Annotated in this window: 23 protein-coding genes; 12 read left to right on the top strand and 11 right to left on the bottom strand. The window is 58.4% G+C overall.

Translation table 11 applies throughout. The features are described 5' to 3' along the window. Window positions 1-21 precede the first annotated feature (21 nt). The 3 genes from C1J02_RS09355 (at window position 22) to C1J02_RS09345 (ending at window position 3,510) form a co-directional block, all read left to right on the top strand. A complete protein-coding gene (locus C1J02_RS09355; protein WP_114878334.1) occupies window positions 22-357 on the top strand; it encodes a helix-turn-helix transcriptional regulator in 336 nt (111 codons plus the stop codon). Between the two features lie 16 nt (window positions 358-373). Then, the gene (locus tag C1J02_RS09350) at window positions 374-1,408 is read left to right on the top strand and encodes a YeeE/YedE family protein (RefSeq protein WP_254693253.1); all 1,035 of its coding nucleotides are present in this window, start codon (window positions 374-376) and stop codon (window positions 1,406-1,408) included. A 68-nt stretch (window positions 1,409-1,476) separates the two neighbouring features. Further along, the gene (locus C1J02_RS09345) at window positions 1,477-3,510 is read left to right on the top strand and encodes a PhoX family phosphatase (RefSeq protein WP_114880485.1); all 2,034 of its coding nucleotides are present in this window, start codon (window positions 1,477-1,479) and stop codon (window positions 3,508-3,510) included. A gap of 54 nt (window positions 3,511-3,564) precedes the next feature. Here the strand turns inward: C1J02_RS09345 and C1J02_RS09340 are convergent, their stop codons facing one another. After that, window positions 3,565-4,488, bottom strand: a complete 924-nt coding sequence (locus C1J02_RS09340; RefSeq protein WP_114878332.1) for a zinc ABC transporter substrate-binding protein — start codon at window positions 4,486-4,488, stop codon at window positions 3,565-3,567. 80 nt (window positions 4,489-4,568) lie between these two features. Between C1J02_RS09340 and C1J02_RS09335 the strand changes: the two genes are divergently transcribed. The 6 genes from C1J02_RS09335 (at window position 4,569) to pcaG (ending at window position 9,146) form a co-directional block, all read left to right on the top strand. Beyond that, window positions 4,569-5,048, top strand: a complete 480-nt coding sequence (locus C1J02_RS09335; protein WP_114878331.1) for a transcriptional repressor — start codon at window positions 4,569-4,571, stop codon at window positions 5,046-5,048. Then, a complete protein-coding gene (locus C1J02_RS09330; protein WP_114878330.1) occupies window positions 5,045-5,785 on the top strand; it encodes a metal ABC transporter ATP-binding protein in 741 nt (246 codons plus the stop codon). Before C1J02_RS09335 ends, C1J02_RS09330 begins: the two co-directional genes overlap by 4 nt. Continuing rightward, entirely contained in the window at window positions 5,785-6,579 is a 795-nt protein-coding gene (locus C1J02_RS09325) for a metal ABC transporter permease (protein ID WP_114878329.1), read from the top strand. The genes C1J02_RS09330 and C1J02_RS09325 overlap by 1 nt, the downstream gene beginning before the upstream one ends. A 67-nt stretch (window positions 6,580-6,646) precedes the next feature. Further along, window positions 6,647-7,816, top strand: a complete 1,170-nt coding sequence (gene pobA / locus C1J02_RS09320; RefSeq protein ID WP_114878328.1) for a 4-hydroxybenzoate 3-monooxygenase — start codon at window positions 6,647-6,649, stop codon at window positions 7,814-7,816. Continuing rightward, the gene (gene pcaH / locus C1J02_RS09315; protein ID WP_114878327.1) at window positions 7,816-8,556 is read left to right on the top strand and encodes a protocatechuate 3,4-dioxygenase subunit beta; all 741 of its coding nucleotides are present in this window, start codon (window positions 7,816-7,818) and stop codon (window positions 8,554-8,556) included. The genes pobA and pcaH overlap by 1 nt, the downstream gene beginning before the upstream one ends. Further along, complete coding sequence (pcaG, locus tag C1J02_RS09310) at window positions 8,556-9,146, top strand: protocatechuate 3,4-dioxygenase subunit alpha (protein WP_114878326.1); 591 nt, start codon at window positions 8,556-8,558, stop codon at window positions 9,144-9,146. The genes pcaH and pcaG overlap by 1 nt, the downstream gene beginning before the upstream one ends. 8 nt (window positions 9,147-9,154) lie before the next feature. Here the strand turns inward: pcaG and C1J02_RS09305 are convergent, their stop codons facing one another. From C1J02_RS09305 to C1J02_RS09260, 10 genes are all read right to left on the bottom strand, one after another. Beyond that, window positions 9,155-9,556, bottom strand: a complete 402-nt coding sequence (locus C1J02_RS09305; RefSeq protein WP_114880484.1) for a RidA family protein — start codon at window positions 9,554-9,556, stop codon at window positions 9,155-9,157. 23 nt (window positions 9,557-9,579) lie between these two features. Then, the gene (kynU, locus tag C1J02_RS09300; RefSeq protein WP_114878325.1) at window positions 9,580-10,770 is read right to left on the bottom strand and encodes a kynureninase; all 1,191 of its coding nucleotides are present in this window, start codon (window positions 10,768-10,770) and stop codon (window positions 9,580-9,582) included. After that, window positions 10,771-11,598, bottom strand: coding sequence for a tryptophan 2,3-dioxygenase (locus tag C1J02_RS09295; RefSeq protein WP_114878324.1), 828 nt, complete (start codon window positions 11,596-11,598; stop codon window positions 10,771-10,773). Window positions 11,599-11,608: 10 nt separating this feature from the next. Further along, entirely contained in the window at window positions 11,609-13,231 is a 1,623-nt protein-coding gene (locus tag C1J02_RS09290) for an AMP-binding protein (protein ID WP_114878323.1), read from the bottom strand. Further along, window positions 13,228-14,379, bottom strand: a complete 1,152-nt coding sequence (locus C1J02_RS09285) for an acyl-CoA dehydrogenase family protein (protein WP_114878322.1) — start codon at window positions 14,377-14,379, stop codon at window positions 13,228-13,230. Before C1J02_RS09285 ends, C1J02_RS09290 begins: the two co-directional genes overlap by 4 nt. Window positions 14,380-14,437: 58 nt before the next feature. Further along, a complete protein-coding gene (locus C1J02_RS09280; protein WP_114878321.1) occupies window positions 14,438-15,238 on the bottom strand; it encodes an enoyl-CoA hydratase family protein in 801 nt (266 codons plus the stop codon). Further along, entirely contained in the window at window positions 15,228-15,686 is a 459-nt protein-coding gene (locus tag C1J02_RS09275) for a MarR family winged helix-turn-helix transcriptional regulator (protein WP_114878320.1), read from the bottom strand. Before C1J02_RS09275 ends, C1J02_RS09280 begins: the two co-directional genes overlap by 11 nt. After that, window positions 15,683-16,453, bottom strand: coding sequence for an SDR family NAD(P)-dependent oxidoreductase (locus tag C1J02_RS09270; RefSeq protein WP_114878319.1), 771 nt, complete (start codon window positions 16,451-16,453; stop codon window positions 15,683-15,685). The genes C1J02_RS09275 and C1J02_RS09270 overlap by 4 nt, the downstream gene beginning before the upstream one ends. Window positions 16,454-16,536: 83 nt before the next feature. Next, complete coding sequence (locus C1J02_RS09265; protein ID WP_114878318.1) at window positions 16,537-17,595, bottom strand: ABC transporter ATP-binding protein; 1,059 nt, start codon at window positions 17,593-17,595, stop codon at window positions 16,537-16,539. Window positions 17,596-17,600: 5 nt separating this feature from the next. Beyond that, on the bottom strand, window positions 17,601-18,395 hold the full coding sequence (locus C1J02_RS09260) for an IclR family transcriptional regulator (protein ID WP_114878317.1): 795 nt from the start codon (window positions 18,393-18,395) through the stop codon (window positions 17,601-17,603). A 203-nt stretch (window positions 18,396-18,598) separates the two neighbouring features. Between C1J02_RS09260 and C1J02_RS09255 the strand changes: the two genes are divergently transcribed. The 3 genes from C1J02_RS09255 to C1J02_RS09245 all read left to right on the top strand — a co-directional run bounded on the left by C1J02_RS09255 (window position 18,599) and on the right by C1J02_RS09245 (window position 21,731). Next, window positions 18,599-19,819 carry an ABC transporter substrate-binding protein gene (locus C1J02_RS09255; RefSeq protein ID WP_254693282.1) on the top strand — a complete coding sequence of 407 codons (1,221 nt, stop codon included), beginning with the start codon at window positions 18,599-18,601 and terminating at the stop codon, window positions 19,817-19,819. A gap of 131 nt (window positions 19,820-19,950) precedes the next feature. Next, entirely contained in the window at window positions 19,951-20,883 is a 933-nt protein-coding gene (locus C1J02_RS09250) for a carbohydrate ABC transporter permease (protein WP_114878315.1), read from the top strand. Next, window positions 20,883-21,731 (top strand): carbohydrate ABC transporter permease, encoded by an 849-nt coding sequence (locus C1J02_RS09245; RefSeq protein ID WP_114878314.1) that lies wholly within the window; start codon window positions 20,883-20,885, stop codon window positions 21,729-21,731. Before C1J02_RS09250 ends, C1J02_RS09245 begins: the two co-directional genes overlap by 1 nt. Window positions 21,732-21,749: the final 18 nt, after the last annotated feature.

Raw genomic sequence — 21,749 nt, 5'->3', positions numbered from 1 at the left:
TTGCATTTCAAAGGACAGTTTATGGCCCTGCCGGTAATCACCCCTGACATTTCTGACGAAGACATGGATCGGATGTTGGAAAACGCCGTGACCGCAGCCAACTTTCTCAAGGCGATCAGCCATGAGGGGCGTCTGATGATCCTGTGCCATCTGGTGTCCGGGGAAAAATCTGTGACCGAATTGGAAGACCTGCTGTCTGCGCGCCAGGCGGCGGTCAGCCAGCAATTGTCCCGGCTGCGCCTTGAGGGGTTGGTGATTCCACGGCGCGAGGGCAAGACGATCTTTTACCGTTTGGCCAACGACCGCCCGCGCAAGGTGCTTCAGGTGGTCTACGACCTCTTTTGCAAAGATGATTGATCTTCTGGGTCAGCCAATGACCGCGGCTTTGCTGGGCGCGGTTGGGGGCATCCTGTTGGGTCTGGCCGCGCGGTTGGGGCGGTTTTGCACGCTGGGGGCCATCGAAGACGCGCTTTATGGCGGTTCTGACACGCGTTTACGGATGTGGGGTCTGGCCATCGGGGTCGCGATCATTGGCACATTCGGGTTGGCGGCTGCAGGGTTTATCAACCTCGACAATGCGTTCTACTTCAGCGTGGCGTTTTCATGGCCTGCCGCAATTGTCGGTGGGCTGCTTTTTGGCTACGGCATGGCGTTGTCGGGCAACTGCGGGTTTGGCGCGATCGCGCGGCTTGGCGGCGGTGATCTGCGGTCGTTTGTGATTGTGCTGGTGATGGGCCTTGCCGCTTTTGGCACGCTCGCCGGACCGTTTGCATATGTGCGTGCTGCGCTGTTTCCACGGGTGGCTGACACTGGCACACCGGATGGCATAGCGCATGTTGTGGCGCAGATGACCGGGGTTCCGCTTGTCATTGCAGGGTTGTTCATCGGCGCTCTGATCATCGGCGCGATGTTGTCTGCCGCCGATTTTCGGCGCAATCGCTCTGCCATCATCTGGGGCGCAATCGTGGGCCTTGCCATTGTCACCGGTTGGGCCGGCACCGCGTGGATCGCGCAAAATGGTTTTGCCCCGCAGGTCCTGATTTCGCATACCTATGCGGCCCCTGTGGGCGAGACACTGCTTTATGCGATGCAGGGATCCGCACGCCCGCTGTCATTCGGTGTCGGATCGGTTGCAGGCGTCTGGATCGGTGCATTCATCGGATCCTTGTGGAAAGGGCATTTCCGCTGGGAAGCCTGCGAAGACCCCCGCGAGCTGCGCCGCCAGATCATCGGTGCCGCAATCATGGGTGCTGGTGCTGTGATTGCCATGGGGTGCACGGTTGGTCAGGGTCTGTCCGCCGCCTCAACGCTCGCCTTCAGCGCCCCTGTGACACTGATTGCAATCTTTGCAGGGGCTGCATTGGGGTTGCGGCAGCTGATTGTGGGTTTTGGCGGCGAAAGGGTCTGAACTGTCATATGGCTGTGACAGAATCGCGGCATTGGGGTGGCATTGAAAGCCACCAACAAGGAAGCACCATGACCCGCAGCGATATCATGAATGACCCGTCGATCGGGAACAAAGCCGAGGCGTTTGAAGCCTTTGATGACATTCCTACAAATCCCAACCTCAGCCGCACCATTGGCGATGTGATCAACGCGCGTTTTGGCCGCCGCGATATGCTGCGGGGCATGTTGGGGGTGTCAGCCAGCACGGCGCTGTTCGGTACTGCGGCCCTGATCGCGCCGACCAAGAGCGAGGCCGGTGCCAAGGCCGCCAGCCGCTATGTGTTTGACGAACTGACATCGGGCAATGACGCGACCCATCATGTCGCGGAAGGCTATGACGCAAATGTTCTGCTGCGCTGGGGCGATCCGATCATTGCAGATGCGCCAGAATTTGACGTGATGAACCAGACGGCCGCAGCGCAGCTTAAGCAATTCGGCTATAACAACGACTATGTCGGCTTTGTGCCGCTGAACGACGAAGGCACACGCGGTTTGCTTTGTGTGAACCATGAATACACCAACGAAGAGGTGATGTTCCCCGGTCTTGGACGTCAGGACAGCAACGGCTTTGCCGGTATGACGCCAGACCTCATCGACATTGAAATGGCAGCACATGGCGGGTCTGTTGTGGAAATTGCCAAAGACAGCGCCGGTGCATGGGCAGTTGTGCGCGATGGCAAGATGAACCGCCGCATTTCCCCGTTGCAAACCGCCATGACCCTTGATGGCCCCGCCGCCGGACATCACAGGTTGCAGACCAATGACGACCCTGCCGGCCTGAACGTCATCGGCACGATCAACAATTGCGCAGGTGGTCTGACGCCCTGGGGCACATGGTTGATGGCCGAGGAAAACTTTCACGGCTATTTCTGGACGGACAAATTGGACGGCGCAGGCAAGCCCGACATTTCCGCCCAACCCGAGGCCGCACAAATGGCACGCTATGGTGTGCCGGGCATGTGGTACGCGTGGGGTCAGCATTATGACCGCTATAACATCGACAAAGAGCCGAACATGCCGAACAAATTCGGCTGGGTTGTCGAAGTTGATCCGATGGACCCGACATCGACACCGATCAAGCACACTGCTCTGGGGCGTTTTCGCCATGAAGGGGCCGAAACCACAGTCTCGACCGATGGCAAGCTGGTCATCTACATGGGCGACGACAACCGCTTTGACTATCAGTACAAATATGTCTCGAACGGGTCCGTATCCGACGACCGCGCCGCCAATTCGGCCCTGCTGAGCGAGGGCGTGCTCTATGTCGCCCGGTTCGAAGAGGATGGCATCATCAACTGGCTGCCGCTGGTGCATGGAGAGGGTCCACTGACGGCTGAAAATGGATTTGAGGATCAGGGCGATGTGTTGATCGACACCCGGATCGCCGCTGATCTGCTGGGGGCCACACCGATGGACCGCCCCGAAGACGCGCAGCCGCGTGGCGATGGCACGGCCTATATTTTGCTGACCAACAACAACAAACGCAAAGCGGGTGAAACCAATGCCGCCAACCCGCGCGCTGCCAGTGATTTTGGGCATATCATCGAGATCAAGGAGAACGGCGGCGATCATGCGGCGACGTCTGGTACCTGGTCGATCCTGCTTAAATGTGGCGACCCGGCGATTGCTGAGGTGGGCGCAGAGTGGAACCCCGATACATCGCAAAACGGTTGGTTCGGATCGCCCGACAATGCCGCCATAGATGCAGATGGGCGGCTCTGGATTGCGACCGATCAGGGCAGCAAATGGGGCAAGACAGGCAAATCGGACGGCCTTTATGCGGTGGAAACTGAGGGCGACGCGCGCGGCACCTCAAAGTTGTTTTTTCGCTGCCCGGTGGGGGGCGAGATGTGCGGGCCTTACTTTACCGACGATGGCGAGACATTGTTTGTTGCCGTGCAACACCCCGGCACCGACGGGACCAAAGATTTGGCCGGGTTTGAGCGCGAAAGCACGTTCGAGGACCCCGCCACACGCTGGCCAGATTTTAATGACAAGATGCCGCCGCGCCCGGCGGTGGTTGTCATCACCAGGCAGGGCGGTGGCAAGATCGCTGTGTCTTGACACAGCGCCTGCTCATTTTAGCACGTTCAGGCCTCGTCGTTTTGCGACGGGGCCTTATTTATGGCTCAGGCATGCCACCATACTGTCGGCCATCGCGCCCAACAGCGCTGGGTATTGCCCCGGCCCCAGCGGCAGGCCCGCACCCAGCGGGTCCAGCACGCCTATTTTCACATCCAGCCCTTCGGTTACAGTCTCCAGCAGGCTTGCGTTGATCTGTGGTTCGCTAAAGGCACAGCGCACACCGCTGTCCGCCAGCTGAGCCCGAAGCGATGCAATACGCGCGGCCCCCGGTTTGGCCGCGTCCCCGGCGCTGACCGCGGCAATCGCCTCAACCTCGAAATGGGATTCGAAATAGTGAAATGCGTCGTGCAGAACCACGAAAGGCGTGCCCGAAAGCGGTGTCAGTTTTTCAGCAATGGCTTTTTCCTGAAGCGCGATTGCGACCTGCCCCCGGTTGGCATTGGCGTGATAGACCTCGGCGTTGTCGGGATCAGCATCGGCCAGCACTGTTGCAATCGCGGCAAGCCAGACCGACGCGTTTTCCGGATCAAGCCACAGATGTGGGTCGCTGGGTTCATCCTCACCATCAGCGTGCCCATGAGTGTGCTCATGTTCATGATCATGCGCCTCAAACGCCTCGCCCTCGCGAAACGGCAATACGTTGATCCCGTTGACCTCGGCCAGAACCAATTGTTCTGCCTGCGCGCCAAGCGCATTTACCGGGCCTTCAAGCCAGGGCGTCAAGGTCGGCCCGACCCAGACGACAATGTCCGACTGCGCCAGATTGCGGGCTTCGGATGGGCGCATTGCATAGCCGTGGGGCGATGCGTTGGCCGGGATGATAAGATCAGGCGCGCCAAGACCGTCCATCACCTGAGCGACCAGCGCATGCACCGGCGCGATATCGGTGACAACCTTGGGAGCGTCGGCAAAAGCGGGTGCGGTGGTCATCATCAACAGACAGAAAAGACGGGACATGGTGGCTCCTATTGTTATAATATTACAATTGCTATCCTGCATGTTATAACATATCAAGTGGAAAATTTCGGGAGTTTGCAATGGCCGCCATCGGATTTGAACGCCACGATCATGCTGCATGTGTGCGCACCACACTGGACAGAGCAGAAGCGCATTGCGCCCAAACCGGACTGCGCCTGACACCTGTGCGCCGCCGCGCGCTGGAAATCCTGTTGGCGGAACACCGCGCTTTGGGGGCCTATGACCTGCTTGAAGTGCTGGCCGCTGAAGGTCTTGGCGCGCAGCCGCCTGTGGCATACCGCGCGCTGGATTTTCTGGTCAAAGCCGGGTTCGCCCATAAGATCGAAGCGCTCAACGCCTACATCGCCTGTGCGCATCTGGGGTCAGACCACGCGCCCGCATTTCTGATCTGTCGGGGGTGCAATTCGGTGGCCGAGACCGATACGGCACCGGCTCAGGGCAGATTGGGTGAGGCTGCCCGTGCTGCCGGGTTCAGGATTGAACGCACGGTGGTTGAGGCCGAGGGCCTGTGCCCCGAGTGCCAGAAAGACGCCGCATGAGCCTGATCGAGACGCGCGATCTGAGCTTGAGCTATGGCGGGCAAGTCGTTCTGAAGAATGTCAATTTCCGCATTGACCGTGGTGAAATCGTGACCATCGTCGGGCCCAATGGCTCAGGCAAATCCAGTTTGCTGCGCGCGCTCATCGGGGCGCTGACCCCCAGTGGGGGTGAGGTGATCAGGGCTGCTGGGCTGCGCATTGGCTATGTGCCACAAAAGCTGCAGATTGATGCGACCCTGCCGCTGACCGTACAGCGGTTTCTGAATTTGCCACATCGGCAAAGCAGTGCCACGCTGGACGCCGCCCTTGCCCGTGCGGGCGTGCCGGAACTTGCGAAACGACAGATGAGCGACCTTTCGGGCGGGCAATTTCAGCGGGTGCTGCTGGCGCGTGCTTTGTTGGGCAGCCCTGACATCCTGATCCTCGATGAGGCGACGCAGGGGCTGGACCAGCCCGGTGCCGCCGCATTCTACCGCCAGATCGAAGAGGTCCGCACCGAGATGAACCTTGCCGTGCTGATGGTCAGCCATGACTTGCATGTGGTGATGGCCGCCTCTGACCGGGTGCTGTGTCTGAACGGGCATGTCTGTTGCGAAGGCGCGCCAGAACATGTGGCCGATGCCCCCGAATACCGCGCGTTGTTTGGCACCGGCACCCAAGGGGCATTGGCGCTATATCGGCATGATCATGATCACGACCATGGACACGGCCATTCTCATGACCATGGGACCCGCTGATGCTGGATGATTTTGCATTGCGCGCCGCCCTTGCCGGCCTTGGCGTCGCTTTGGCCGCCGCCCCTTTGGGCTGTTTCGTGGTCTGGCGGCGGATGGCCTATTTTGGCGATGCCACCAGCCACGCGGCCTTGCTGGGTGTGGCGCTGGCACTGGCCACAGACCTGCCGATTTTTGCGGGCGTTCTGATCGTAGCACTTGTCATGGCGCTGATTGTCAGCAGCTTGTCAGAGCGCCACGTGAGTGCTGATGCCCTGCTGGGCGTGCTGGCTCATGCGGCACTGGCGCTTGGCCTGGTGGCCGTGTCGCTGTTGCCGGGGCAACGGGTGGACCTTTCGGCCTATCTTTTTGGTGAAATACTGGCCGTCACGCGCGTGGATCTGGGTGTGATCTGGCTTGGGGCCATTGCGGTGGCGGTGCTGCTGGTCTGGCGCTGGCAGGCCTTGCTGACAGCCACGCTCAACCCCGATCTGGCCACCGCGTCGGGGGGCAAACCGCGCCGCGAGCAATTGATCCTGACGCTGGCGCTTGCCATCACCGTTGCGGTCGCGATCAAAGTTGTGGGGGCACTGCTTATCGCTGCCATGCTGGTGATCCCGGCGGCCACCGCCCGCCCCTTTGCCCGCACCCCGGAAATGATGGCACTTTGGGCGATTGTCCTTGGGGCAATTGCGGCGCTTGGCGGGTTGGCGGGGTCTTTTGCTTTCGACACCCCCACCGGGCCAAGCATTGTGACATTGGCTGCCGCGCTCTTTGCGCTGTCGGCCGCACTGGCACCGATATTTCGACGGGGCTGACGCGGGCGTCGTTACCACTGGCCTTAAGGTCAAATTGCGGTAATCTGATCCCAACTCAGGAGGACAGATGCGCACTCAGGTTGTGATCATTGGCGGCGGGCCATCGGGGCTTTTGCTTGGTCAGCTTTTGCACCGCGTCGGCGTCGAAGCCGTGGTGCTGGAACGCAAGACCCGTGACTATGTGTTAAGCCGCATCCGCGCTGGGGTGTTGGAACAGGGCATGGCATCGCTGTTGAAAGAAGCAGGCGTTGACGCCCGCATGCGCGCCGAAGGGCTGGCACATGACGGCACGCTGATTGCCTATGAAGACGCGATGTTTCGGGTCGATTTTGCCAAACACACCGGGCAGCCCGTCATCGTTTATGGCCAGACCGAAGTCACCCGTGATTTATATGATGCCCGCGCAGCGGCGGGCGCGCAGACGCTGTTCAATGTTGAGGATGTTGTGATTGACGGGGCTGACACCGATGCGGTGAGCGTGCGTTTCGTCGTGGAGGGCACTGAGCATCAGATCGAATGCGATTTTGTTGCGGGATGTGACGGTTTTCACGGGGTCAGCCGCAAGACCATCCCCGAGGACGTGCGCCGGGAGTACGAAAAGGTTTATCCCTTTGGCTGGCTTGGTATCCTGTCCGAAACGCCCCCTGTGAACCATGAACTGATCTATGCCAATTCACCGCGCGGTTTCGCGCTTTGTTCAATGCGGCATGCCAATCTCAGCCGCTATTACGTGCAATGCTCCATGGCCGATACGGTCTCAAACTGGTCCGATGCGCAGTTCTGGACGGAATTGAAACGCCGCCTGCCCGCTGAGGTCGCCGAGGCGCTGATCACCGGGCCATCCATCGAAAAATCCATCGCACCGCTGCGGTCATTTGTGACCGAACCGATGCGCTGGGGGCGGCTGTTTCTGTGCGGGGATGCAGCACACATTGTACCGCCCACCGGGGCCAAGGGGCTGAACACTGCCGCCTCTGACGTGCATTACCTCTATCAGGGGCTCAAGGCATGGTACGCTGACAAGGACGCCGATGGGTTGGACCGCTATTCGGAACGCGCGCTTGCGCGGGTCTGGAAGGCAGAGCGGTTTTCGTGGTGGTTTTCATCGCTGATGCACCGCTTTCCCGATCAATCGGACTTTGATCTGCGCATGCAGCGCGCCGAGCTTGATTTCCTGCGCAGCAATGATGCAGCACAAAAGGCGATGGCAGAAAATTATGTGGGGCTTGCGTACTGATGACTGAAGAATTGAAACCACTCGGCGGCTATGTCGCGCGTGATCACAGCAACCACCCCCGCGCCTTGCATCCGGAATATCGCACCTCCATCAAACGCAGTCCGCAGGCCGCCCCACTGTCCTTTCCCACCACGCTGAGCGAAGAAACGGGGCCGGTATTTGGCCACAACATGCTTGGCCCGCTCGATGCCGACCTGTTGCATAATTTCGCCGCTGAGGGGCATTCGGCGATCGGCCCACGTATTGTTGTGCATGGCCGGGTTCAGGACCAATTCGGGCGGCCCGTTGCGGGGGCCTTGCTTGAAGTCTGGCAAGCCAACGCCGGCGGTCGTTATCGGCATGCAAAAGAAGGCTATATCGCGCCACTCGACCCCAATTTTGGCGGCTGTGGGCGGGTGATCACCAATGCGGATGGATGTTATGAGTTTCGCACGGTGCAGCCCGGCCCCTATCCCTGGCCCAACGGACCCAACGACTGGCGGCCCGCGCATATTCATTTCAGCGTCTTTGGCGCAGGTTTTGCGCAACGTCTGATCACGCAGATGTATTTTGAGGGCGATCCGCTGATCCCGCTGTGCCCGATTGTCCGCACGATCCCGAACAAAGAGGCTGTTGCGCGGTTGATCGCACCGCTCGATATTGCCCGCACCGTGCCGATGGATGCGCGGGCATATCGGTTTGACATCACCCTGCGGGGACGCCGACAGACGATGTTTGAAAACCGCATGGAGGGGTTGTGATGACCGATTATCCCGAGACCGCAAGCCAGACCGCCGGGCCTTACGTTCATATCGGCTGCACGCCAAATTTTGCGGGGATAACAGGCGTTTATGACCGTGACATAGGTCAGCAGATGATCACCAGGGACGCCGCAGGGCCCCGCATCACCCTCGTCGGTCAGATATTTGACGGCACCGGCACGCCGCTGCGCGATGCGATGGTTGAGGCATGGCAGGCAGATGCCAACGGTCGTTATGCAGGTGCCGATGGCGCTGACCCCCATTTTACCGGGTTTGGGCGCTGTCCCTGTGATCCGGACACCGGCGAATTTCGCTTTGAAACGGTCAAACCCGGCGCGGTGCCCTGGCCAAAGGGCGGCATGCAGGCACCCCATATCACGCTCTGGATCGTGGCGCGGGGCATCAATATCGGGCTGCACACCCGCGCGTATTTTGCGGATGAGGAAGGCAACGCGGATGATCCGGTGCTGGCGCGGATAGAACACAAGGTGCGGGTAAAAACGCTATTGGCGCAGCCGGAAAAAGACCTCACATATAGGTTTAATATCAACCTGCAAGGCTCTGATGAAAGTATATTTTTCGATGTTTGAGACGGCGTCTATTTCTTGCTGATCACTGCCGTCGCTTCAATCTCGACCTTTGCCTCATCTTCGACCAACGCGGCGACCACGACCATGGCCATTGCCGGAAAGTGCCGGCCCATCACCTCACGGTAGGCCTGGCCAACCTCTGCCTGTGCTGCGAGATATTCGGCCTTGTCGGTCACGTACCAGGTCAGGCGCATGATATCTTCTGGCACCCCGCCTGCGGCCTCGACCACGGCGCGGATGTTTTTCAGCGCCTGTTTCATCTGACCGATGAAATCATGGGCCTCGAATGTCTGATTTGCGGTCCACCCGATCTGCCCTCCGACAAACAAATGTCCATCCGCACTGAGCATGCCGTTGGCATAGCCTTTTGCAGGTGCCCAGCCTTCGGGTTGAATGATCCGGTGTGTCATGAGTGTTCCTTCCCTCTCGCCGATCACGTCACGCGTGCGCGGATTTTATAGGTTTCATTGTCCCACAGGTCATTGTCCATCACGTCTTTGATCACCGCCACAGCGCGGCTCACGTCCGCCGCATCAAGATAGAGCGGTGTGAAGCCAAATCGCATTATGTCTGGCGCACGGAAATCGCCAATCACGTCACGGTCAATCAGCGCCTGCATTGCGGCATAGCCGTGTTCAAACTGAAACGACACCTGCGAGCCGCGCACCGCACTGTCACGCGGGCTGGCCAAAGTCAGTTGCGGCACGTTTGCCTCTACCTCAGCGATGAATTGTTCTTGCAACGCCACGGAAGCCGCGCGCACATCTTGCATATCAATGCCGTCCCAAACCTTCATCGCGACCTCAAGGGCGGCCATCTGAATGATCGGTGGGGTACCAACGCGCATCCGTTCAATACCTTTGGCAGGCGTATAATTGAGATCAAAATCAAAGGGCTGGCGATGCCCCAACCAGCCGCTCAGCGCAGGTTCAACGGTATCCGCCAGATCAGGACGCACATAGATGAACGCAGGCGCGCCCGGCCCGCCGTTGAAATATTTATACGTACATCCCACCGCAAATTCACAGTTGGACCCGTGCAGATCGACCGGTATCGCGCCCGCCGAATGGGCAAGATCCCAGATCATCACCGACCCGTTGTCATGGCAGCGTTTGGTGACAGCTTTCATATCATGCATGCGGCCTGATCGGTAATCGACCTCGGTCAACATCACCACAGCCACGTCATCGCTGATCGCTGATGTGACCTCTTCTGGGGCGACTGTGCGCAATTCATACCCCTGGCCCAACAGGCCCACCAACCCTTCGGCAATGTAAAGATCACTGGGAAAATTGCCGGTGTCAGACAGGATCACCCGCCGGTCCGGGACCATCTTGACGGCGGACGCCAATGCCTGAAACACCTTGATCGACAATGTGTCGCCCATCACCACGGATCCTGTTGGCGCGCCAATCAGATTGCCAACCATATTGCCAACCTGTTCGGGCAAGGCCATCCAGCCCGCCTTGTTCCACCCCTTTATCAGCATTTGGGACCATTCATCGCGCAGCATAGTGGCCACGCGGTCAGGCACGCCCTTGGGCATCGGACCGAGCGAATTGCCATCGAGATAAATCATGCCCTCTGGCAGGATAAATGCTTCTTTTCTCAAAACATTTGCCACTTACAATGCTCCTCTGACATGCCACAATTCTGGGAATAATTCGACCTCAAGCATCTTCCGCAGATAGGCCACGCCGCTGGTCCCGCCGGTGCCGCGTTTGAAACCGATGATGCGTTCGACCGTCGTCACGTGGTTAAAGCGCCAGCGGCGGAAATAATCCTCAAGATCAACCAGTTTTTCCGCCAATTCATAAAGTTCCCAATGGGTTGCAGGGTCTTCATAGACGCGCTGCCACAGGTCCTGCACCTCAGGTTTGGCACTCCATGCTGTTGGCTCTGGCTTGCCAGACAACGGTTCCGCCCCCAACCGCGCGCATAAAAGGTCAATCGCCACCTGATACAGGCTCGGTTCTTCCATCTCAGCCACCAAAGCGGCGTGGGGTGCGGGCGTGTGTTCGTGCAGTTTGGTCAACGCCCTGTTGCGGTTGCCCAAAAGATATTCGATCAACCGGTATTGGTAGGATTGAAATCCCGATGACGCCCCCAGATGTGGGCGAAATGCGGTGTATTCGCTGGGCGTCATGGTGCGCAACACATCCCAGGCTGAATTGAGCTGTTCAAATATCCGCGCCACGCGGCTTAACATCTTGAAAGCGGGTTGCAAATCGCCAGACCGGATCGCCAGACGCGCCGCAGTAAGTTCATGGATGACCAGCTTCATCCACAGCTCAGACGTCTGGTGCTGGATGATAAACAACAGCCCGTCATGCGCCATGTCCAGCGGGTTTTCGACGGTCAGAATCTGGTCCAGACCCAGATAATCGCTATAGGATTTGTCCCTGGCAAAATCCATCTTTGCGCCTTTTGAGGCGTCGTCAAAGCTGCTCATGGTGTGACTTTCATTTCTGGTTCCTCAACGCAAAACGCTGGATCTTGCCGGTGGCGGTTTTTGGCAGAGCGTCGATAAATTGAATATCACGCGGGTACTTATAGGGGGCAATCTGTGCTTTAACATGATCCTGCAAAACCTTGATTGTATTCAAATCTTTCGGGACACCATCGTTCAGAACCACATGCGCCTGCACAATTGCGCCGCGCGCCTCGTCCGGGGCGGCAACCACACCACATTCGCTGACAAAGGGATGGCTGAGCAGCGCCGCCTCAACCTCAGGTCCGGCGATGTTATACCCAGCCGAGACAATCATATCGTCATTGCGCGCGGCAAAATGCAGATACCCCTCGTCGTCCATCATGAAACTGTCGCCGGTGATGTTCCACCCGTCCTTGACATAGCTATGCTGTCGGTCATCCGCGAGGTATCGACACCCCGTTGGGCCGCGCACGGCGAGCCTGCCGACGGTGCCGCGCGGCACTTGCGCCCCCGCCTCATCAATCACTTTGGCCTCATAACCGGTCACGGGCTTGCCGGTGCAGGCGGCCTTGTGATCGGTGAACCTGTTTGAGATGAAAATATGCAACATTTCAGTCGCGCCAATCCCATCCAACATGGGTTTCCCGGTCTTTTCCTGCCAGTCGTGATAGACAGGTGCCGGCAGGGTTTCTCCGGCTGATACGGCCGCGCGCAGCGATGACAGGTCCGCGCCTGCGTCCATCGCCTGCAACATCGCGCGGTATGCGGTGGGTGCCGTAAAGCAAACCGTCGCCTTATATTTTTCAATGATTTCAATCATATTGGGTGGACTTGCGGTTTCGAGCAATGTCGCCGCCGCCCCAAAGCGCAACGGAAATATCGCCAGGCCGCCAAGCCCAAAGGTGAAGGCCAGAGGCGGTGATCCGACAAAAACATCCTCAGGCGTGACCCCCAAAACCTCGCGCGCATAACCATCCGCGATGATCAACAGATCGCGGTGAAAATGCATCGTGGCTTTGGGGTCGCCCGTGGTGCCAGAGGTAAAACCAAGCAACGCCACATCGTCCTGCGCCGTTGCAACCGCATCAAACTGGACTGGCTTTTCCAACGCCAGGCGGTCCAGTTCTGCGTCATGGTTCGACGTGCCATCAAACCCCACCACGGTTTTCAGAAATTCAGACGATTTGGCACAGATCGCCATTTCATCCATCAGCCTTGTGTCGCACAGCGCATGGCTGACCTCTGCTTTGTCGACAATCGCGCTCAACTCGCCCGCACGCAGCATCGGCATCGTGTTCACCACCACCGCACCGGCCTTGGTTGCCGCCAACCAACAGGCCACCATCGCCGGATTATTCGCACTGCGGATCAACACACGGTTTCCCGGTTTCACGCTAAGGTTTTCAACCAGTGCACGGGCCAGTTTGTTGGTCCAGTCAGCGAGTTCCTTATAGGTGCGCCGCCGCCCATTTCCGATCAGGGCCGTGTGATCACCAAAACCCTTTTCAACCATTGAATCAGTAAGTTCCACAGCGACATTCAGGCGTTCCGGATAGTCAAATCCTTCCAAAAGCAGGTCCGGCCAGCTTTCTTGTGGCGGCAGGTTGTCACGGGAAAATGTATCGCTGTGGGCAGATTGGAAAAGTGTCATGTGTTGCCCCCCAAAGTCTGTCGTGCGATCACCACACGCTGCACGTCTGACGCGCCTTCATAGATCCGCAAGGCCCGGATCTCACGGTAAAGTCGTTCGACCGTCTCGCCGATGCGCACGCCGTCCCCGCCATGCAGTTGCACCGCCATATCAATCACCTTTTGCGCCTGATCGGTGGCGAAAAGCTTGGCCATTGCGGCCTCGCGTGTGACCCGCGCCGCGCCCATGTCCTTGGCCCAGGCGGCCCGGTAGACAAGCAGCGCACTTGCATCCACATCGACCGCCATATCAGCGATGCGGCACTGAACCATTTGCAGATCGGCCAACGGCGCATTCTGAACGTGACGGGTATTCACCCGCACGACCGCTTCATCCAGCGCGCGGCGGGCAAATCCCAAGGCCGCTGCCGCCACGGTGGAACGGAACACATCCAAGACCGCCATCGCAATGCCGAACCCCTTGCCGGGCTCCCCGATCATCGCCGATGCAGAGACCCGACAATCAGTGAACTTCAGCCGTGCCAGCGGATGCGGCGCCATGACCTGCAAACGCTCTGCGATCTCAAACCCGGGCAGGCCTGCAGGGACGATGAGTGCGCTCAGCCCGCGTGCGCCGGGTGCCTCGCCGGTTCGTGCAAATACCGTGTAGACATCTGCGATCCCGCCATTGGATATCCATGTTTTCTCGCCATTGAGCACATACTCATCGCCGTCGCGTGTCGCGGTCATTGTGGAATTGGCCACATCCGATCCCGATTGCGGCTCGGTCAATGCAAATGCAGAAATCGCCGACCCCGACCGGGTCTGTGGCAACCAGTCAGACTGCTGTTCTACGGTGCCAAAAAGCGAGATTGCGCCGGTCCCAAGTCCCTGCATCGCAAAGGCAAAATCCGCCAGACCGTCATGGCGCGCCAAAGTCTCGCGGATCAGACACAGGCTGCGCACATCCAGTTTCTGACCGGCCTCGGCACCGGAATATTGCAACCACCCTGCGGCCCCCAACATCGCGACAAGCGACCGGCACGCAGCGTCTGTGTCAATGTGGTCAATTGCTGACAGTTCTTTGCCCGCCCACTGATCCAGCGCCTCGGCCAATTCCTTGTGACGTGTCTCAAAAAATGGCCATTCCAGAAAACTGCGGTCAGACATGGTGCAAAGCCCCCCGTTTCATTGTTCCCAAAATACACATGTCCAGACGCTGCACCGCTCAATCCCCTTCAAAAACCGGGCGCTCCTTTGCAACGAACGCCTGATACGCCCGCTCAAAATCCCCGGTTTGCATGCAGATGGCCTGCGCCTGTGCTTCGGCCTCGATTGCCTGTTCGATCGACATCGACCATTCCTGCGCCAGCATTGTCTTGGTCATCATATGTGCAAAATTCGGACCCGCCTGAATCTTCTGCGCCAGATCACGGGCGGCACTTTCCAGATCAGCTGCGTCTGTCAAGCGATTGAAAAAGCCCCATCTTTCGCCTTCCTCCGCCGTCATCGACCGGCCCGTGTAAAGCAACTCAGCCGCGCGGGTTTGGCCGATGACACGCGGCAGGATCGCACAGGCCCCCATGTCACAGCCCGCCAAACCGACACGGGTGAACAGAAAGGCCGTCTTGGCTTCGGGCGTTGCGATGCGCAGGTCCGAAGCCATTGCGATAATCGCGCCCGCGCCCACACAAATGCCGTCCACTGCCGCAATCACCGGTTTGCCACAGTTCACAATGGCCTTGACCAGATCACCGGTCATGCGGGTAAACCGCAGCAGTTCCTTCATATTCATGCGCGTCAAAGGCCCAATGATATCATGGACATCGCCGCCAGAGCTAAAGTTACCGCCGTTGGAGCCAAAGATCACCACATCGACATCGTCAGCATAGACCAGATCGCGAAACCAGTCGCGCAGTTCGGCGTAGCTGTCAAAGGTCAGCGGGTTCTTGCGGTCCGGACGGTCCAGCCGCACGGTGGCGATGCCGGCGTCGATCTCGCAGATAAAATGTTTCACATCACTGCGCATTGGCATTTTCCTTTTCTTCCACATGGGCGGCAAAGCTGTTGAGGCGGGTTGCCATCGCGCGGGCATCCTCGGCGCTGACACTGGCAAGCATCTGATCAATCCACGCTTCATGGGCCGCCGCCTGCCGCGCGAATTCGACCTCACCTGCCTGCGTCAACCGCAGGATCATCGCCCGGCGGTCCCCCGGCACAGGCACCCGTTTCACCAGACCTTCTTCTGCCAGTCGGTCCGCGATGCCGGTGACATTGCCGTTGGAGACGCGCAGCACGCCGGACAAGCGGCTCATCTTCAGGCCCTCAGGGTGGCGTGACAGGGCGGCGAGCATGTCAAAGCGCGGCAAGGTGGTTGCGAATTCCTGTCGCAGATTTTCACGTAATTGACCTTCGATGCCGCGCACCACTTTGAGCAGCCGCAGCCAGAGGCGTAGGCGGTCTTTGGGGCCGTTCATACCTCGCCACCCGACAATGACAACGTATGCCCATTCACCGCCCCGGCGGCGTCGGACATGAGGTAAAGAGCGGCGGCGGCAACCTCTTCGACCTGAACAAACCGGTTTTGCGGGCTGGCGCGTTGCAGAATTGCGCGGGCTTCTTCGGCTGTCTTTCCGGTACTCTGGGTGATGTTTTGGATGGAATTTTCCAGCAACGGTGTGTCGATGAACCCCGGACAGATGGCATTTACCGTGATGCCGGTGCGCGCCAGTTCGAGAGCCAAGGCGCGGGTCAGCCCCACAACCCCGTGTTTGGCCGCGACATAGCCCGCAACATAGGGATAGCCTTTGAGCCCAGCTGTTGAGGCAATTGCAATCAGACGCCCGTGGCCTGCCTCTTTCATCTCGGCCAGGGCGGCCTGCCAGACGTTGAACACGCCGGTGACGTTGACGGCCAGCATATCCGCCATGTCCTGGGCGGTAATTTTGTCAAAAGGCGCGGAATGGGCCGCGCCTGCGTTGGCAATGACGCCCGTAATCGGACCGTTTTCTGCGCGTGCCGATGCAAATGCCTGCCTGACGGCGGTCGCGTCGGTCACATCGCAGATTTGATAGGGCAGACCCTGTTCGACCAGCGGCTCCTTCCGCCGAGCCATGATCGTCACCCGGTCCCCGGTTAAGGCGACAGCCTGTGCAATGGCGGCCCCAACGCCTGACCCGCCCCCGGTGACAATCACGTGCCCCGGTCGGTAAGACGCATTTTTTGAGCGAACAGATTGCGCCAAAAACTTCCTCCAATGCTGACGTTTGGGAAAGCCTATGGGAGGTTTTGATGTATTTCAAGCCAAAATATTTTAAGCCTAAAACATTACCTGAGCCGCAGACCGGATTTCCCATCAAAGAGCATCAGACGCCGTGGTTCAAAGGTGATGTCAACGGTATCGCCTTCGCGGGCCCGGTCATCGCCGCGTTCCTCGGCAATGATGCGTTCTCCGGTCGGTGTATCAAGGTGCAGATAGCTGACCCCGCCCAGCGCCTCGGACAGATCCGCATGTAACGCCCCCTTGCCCGGATGCACCTCCATGTGTTCGGGGCGCAATCCGACAGTCACCGCCGTGCCATCGGGTGGTAATTTCACTGTAGGTGAGACTGCCCGGCCCAGTGCAGGCACATCGACAGCGCCATCTTTGACCGTGCCGTTCAGAAAATTCATTGCGGGCGAGCCGATAAAGCCCGCCACAAAGCGGTTGTCGGGGTCGCGGTAGAGCTCAAGCGGGGCACCTACCTGTTCGATCACACCAGCGCGCAGCACGACAATTTTGTCAGCCAGCGTCATCGCTTCGACCTGATCATGGGTCACATAGATCATCGTCGCCCCGATTTCCTTGTGCAGTCGGGCAATTTCAACGCGCATTTCAACGCGCAGTTCGGCGTCCAAATTCGATAAAGGTTCATCAAACAGAAACACCTCGGGACCGCGCACAATTGCACGGCCAATGGCCACACGCTGCCGTTGCCCCCCGGACAGGTTCGCAGGTTTACGTTTCAGGTAATCATCCAGTTTCAGGATATCGGACGCCGCTTTGACCTTTTTGGCGATCTCGGCCTTGGGCACGCCGTTCATCCGCAAGCCAAAACCCATGTTCTCGGCAACCGTCATATGCGGATAAAGCGCGTAGGTCTGAAACACCATCGCCACCCCGCGCTCTGACGGGTCGGCTTTGGTCACGTCACGACTGCCGATGCTGATCTGACCTTCGGTGGTCTCTTCCAACCCTGCAATCATGCGCAGCAACGTCGACTTGCCGCAGCCTGACGGGCCGACAAAGACGCAGAACTCACCGTCTTCAACGACCAGATCAATGCCGTGGATCACTTGCACATCGCCATAGCGTTTGATGGCACCGTTTAGCGTTACACCTGTCATATGCTTCAAGTTCCTGTTTGTTGAATGGGGTGATCGCCCGGAAACCGCCACGCCTCGGCGTGTTGTGCGATGGCCAGTGCTGCTGCCTTGAGATCCGGCACCAGCGCGTCGAGCTTTTGATAATTGGTTGTTTGGGTGGAACCGGTGATCGACAGACCGCCCAGCACCTTGTCATGTCCCGTCAAAATGGGCACGGCGACACAGATGATGCCCGGTTCATGTTCTTCGCGGTCATAGGCATGGCCGCGTTCAACGATATGGGCCAGTTCCGCCTTGAGCGTTGCAGGCTCTGCGAGGGTTTGAGGTGTAAAGCGGTGATAGCTTTGCTGGGTCAGAACGCGGCGTTGCTCAAGCTCGGGCAAAAAGGCGAGCATCGCCTTGCCCACGCCGGTGCAATAGGCGGGACCGACCTTGCCGGCCTGACTGAACATCTCGACCGGGTGCACAGCGTTGCGCTTGTCCACGTAAAGGACCTGACCATTGTCCAATTGTGCCAGATGCACGGTCAGCCCGATCTTGGCACTCAGTTGGTCCAGATGAGGGCGCGCGATCGGGGCAAGGCTGGATTGCGTCCAGGCCGCGTGGGCCAGACGCACAAGCCGCACCCCCAATGAATAGGTCTGGTGTTCAGCGTCATATTCCAACAGCCGCTGATTGGTGAGGGTTTGCAGGAACCGATACAACGTCGCTTTGGGAAAGGGGCTGGCGCTCAGCAGGGCACCGAATCGCACCGGACGGCCAAAAGCAGCCACCTGATCGAGCACATCCATTGCTTTTCCCACTGTGCCGTCGCCGGACATTTGGGCATCCTCCCTTTCGCGCAAGTGATGCTCTTATTGGCACCAACCCACTTGACAAGCATGGCAGGTTGCGGTGTAGTTTTCAATATATAAAACCAAGTTTCATATAATGGAACCTCAAACGTTGAACGAAGAAGCTGTCTGGGAGGACAATCATGACTTTTAGAAAATCACTCATGCTGGCTGCATTGGCCGGTTCAACCATGTTGGGCGGCGCTGCGTTTGCAGATGGCCATGCCAAGCTGTCCGGGGATCTCAAGATTTTCCTCGATACATCCAACCCTGCCCCCCGCGCCGCGATGGAAGGTGCGATTGGCCGATTTGGCGAAAAGCACCCTGATCTGAATATCGAAACGACCGTGATTGACCGCGAAGCCTACAAGACGCAGATTCGCAACTTTTTGACGGCTGATGCACCAGACGTGGCGACATGGTACGCCGCAAACCGCATGCGCCCTTATGTCGAAGCGGGCCTTTTTGAGGACGTGAGTGACCTGTGGGAAGAGGACATGTTCAAAGAGGACCTCGCCTCGACCAAAGGTGCGATGACCATTGATGGCAAACAGTGGGGCGTGCCTTACACATATTATCAGTGGGGCGTCTATTACCGCGAAGACATCTTCAAGGAGCTGGGTCTGACTGAGCCAACCACATGGGAAGAAGAAAAGGCCAACTGCGCCAAGATCGTTGAAAGCGGTCGGGCCTGCTATACCATCGGGACCAAGTTTCTGTGGACCGCCGGCGGCTGGTTTGACTACATGAACATGCGCACCAACGGCTTTGATTTCCATATGCAATTGCTGCAAGGCGATGCGTCGTGGGAATCAGATGAGGTCAAGGCGACTTTCGCAAACTGGAAAGAGCTGATCGACATGGGCGGCTTTATCGCCAACCACCAGACCTACAGCTGGCAGGAAGCCCTGCCCTTCATGGTGAATGGCGAAGCGGTCGCCTATCTGATGGGTAACTTTGCCGTGGCACCGCTGCGCGAAGCGGGTCTGAGCGATGACCAGATCGACTTCTATCAGTTCCCGGCGATCAACCCGGATGTGGCACTGGCCGAAGACGCGCCAACCGACACGTTCCACATCCCGGCCAACGCCCAGAACAAGGATGCCGCACGTGAATTCCTGCGTCACATGGCAAGTGCCGAAGAGCAGACCATCATCAATGCTGGCGACGCTCTGGGCCAACTGCCCGTCAACGCCAAGGCCTCTGTGGATGACGACGAATTCCTGAACCAGGGCTTTGCGATGCTGTCATCGAACAGCCCCGGCGGTGTTGCACAGTTCTTTGACCGGGATGCCCCTGCGGAAATGGCCAAAGTTGCCATGGAAGGGTTCCAGGAATTCATGGTCAAGCCGGACCAGGTCGACAGCATCCTGTCCAAGCTGGAACGCGCACGCGGCCGCATCTACAAATAAGCAGGCAAGATGCACCCATGGGTGCCTCTTTTCCCGCCTTTGACACTGCAAGGCGCGGCAGCCAGCCGCCCCTTGCCCCCGTTATCCGCCGTAAGGCGCAGGCCCCCTGCACCGCCGCCCAAGGATAGATCATGACCCAAGCTGCCCTGCCCACCGCATCCGCGCCAACCCGTTCTTATTGGCAGCGCAATCAACAGACGCTTGCGCCCTGGCTCTTTCTTATCCCCGCCATCCTGTTCTTTGTGTTCTACGTCATCTACCCGGTTTTTCAGTCGTTCAACCTGTCGCTTTATGTATGGGACGGATTGGGTGAGGCGGAATATGTGGGTCTGCGCAACTATGAGGACCTGTATTACGAATTTCAGGACCGGGATGCGTTTTACACCTCGCTGAAGAACAACCTGATCTGGCTGGTGCTGTATCTGCTGGCGATCCCTGCGGGGCTGTTTATCGCGCTGTTTTTGAACCAGACGGTGACGGGCATCCGCCTTTATAAATCATTGTTCTTTTTTCCATTCGTCATCTCTCAGGTTGTCGTGGGCCTTGTCTTTACGTGGTTCTATGATCCGGCATTCGGTATCCTGAATGTGGTCCTTGGATGGGTCGGAATGGGACCGATCAATGTGTTGGGTAATGAATACACCGTGACCTACGGGATTATCCTTGCCGGTCTGTGGCCTCAAACGGCCTATTGCATGATCCTGTACCTGACCGGCCTGAACGCCGTGAACCCCGAACAGATCGAGGCCGGGCGTCTGGACGGGGCCAAGGGGCTGCGCATGCTCTGGCATGTCGTGCTGCCACAACTTCGGCCCGCAACTTTCATCGCTTTTGTTGTCACAATCATTGGCGCGCTGCGGTCCTTCGATCTGATTTCGATCATGACCGGCGGCGGCCCCTTCGGGTCAAGCCGCGTGCTGGCGTATTATATGTTCGAGGTGGCGCTGTCCGAATACGGGTTCCGCATGGGATATGGTGCCGCAATCGCGGTCGTTCTGTTTGCGATCATGATGGTCTTTATCGCCTATTTCCTATGGTCGATGTACCGCGAGGAGAAACGCTGATGTTCCCGACACCGCTGGAAAAACGTGCCCCCGCCGCCAAGACGACCTATCAGCTTATCCTGCCGCTGGCCCTCATCGCGTGGCTGTTGCCCTTGCTGGCGGTCGCCGTGTTCTCGGTCAAACCGGGGGCGGATTTCACCAATGCAAATTATTGGGGCCTGCCATCGTCGTTTGATTTCTTTGAGAACTACGGTCAGGTCTTTTTCAACTCCGACATGCCGCGGTACTTGCTAAATTCGGTGTTCATCACGGTGCCGACGGTGATCGGTGCGGTGACCCTGTCCGCGATGGCCGGGTTTGCCTTGGGCATTTATCGGTTCAAGGCCAATATCTGGATTTTCTTCATGTTTGTTGCAGGCAACTTCGTACCGTTTCAAATCCTGATGGTGCCGGTGCGTGACCTGACGCTGGATCTGGGGCTTTACAATACCAAGACCGGGCTGGTGTTGTTTCACATCGCCTTTCAGACCGGGTTTTGCACGCTCTTCATGCGCAACTTTATCCGCGCCCTGCCCTTTGAACTGATCGAGGCGGCACGTGTCGAGGGCATCTCGGAGATCAGGATTTTCTGGTATGTTGTCCTGCCCCTGATGAAGCCCGCGCTCGCGGCCCTGTCGGTGCTGATCTTTACCTTCATCTGGAACGATTATTTCTGGGCCGTGGTGCTGACCCAGGGACCAGAAAGCCAACCCGTGACCGCAGGCATCACCGCGTTTAATTCGCAATTTCGCGCGATGTATCACCTGATGAGCGCAGGCAGCATTGTTGCCGCCCTGCCCCCGGTCGCGATGTTTTTCCTGATGCAGAAACACTTTATCGCCGGTCTGACGTTGGGCGCGGTGAAATAACCCTCAACCTGAGTATGC

It is taken from the genome of Sulfitobacter sp. SK011 (assembly GCF_003352065.1).
Taxonomy (GTDB): domain Bacteria; phylum Pseudomonadota; class Alphaproteobacteria; order Rhodobacterales; family Rhodobacteraceae; genus Sulfitobacter.
This window is presented reverse-complemented; position numbering and strand designations above follow the sequence as displayed.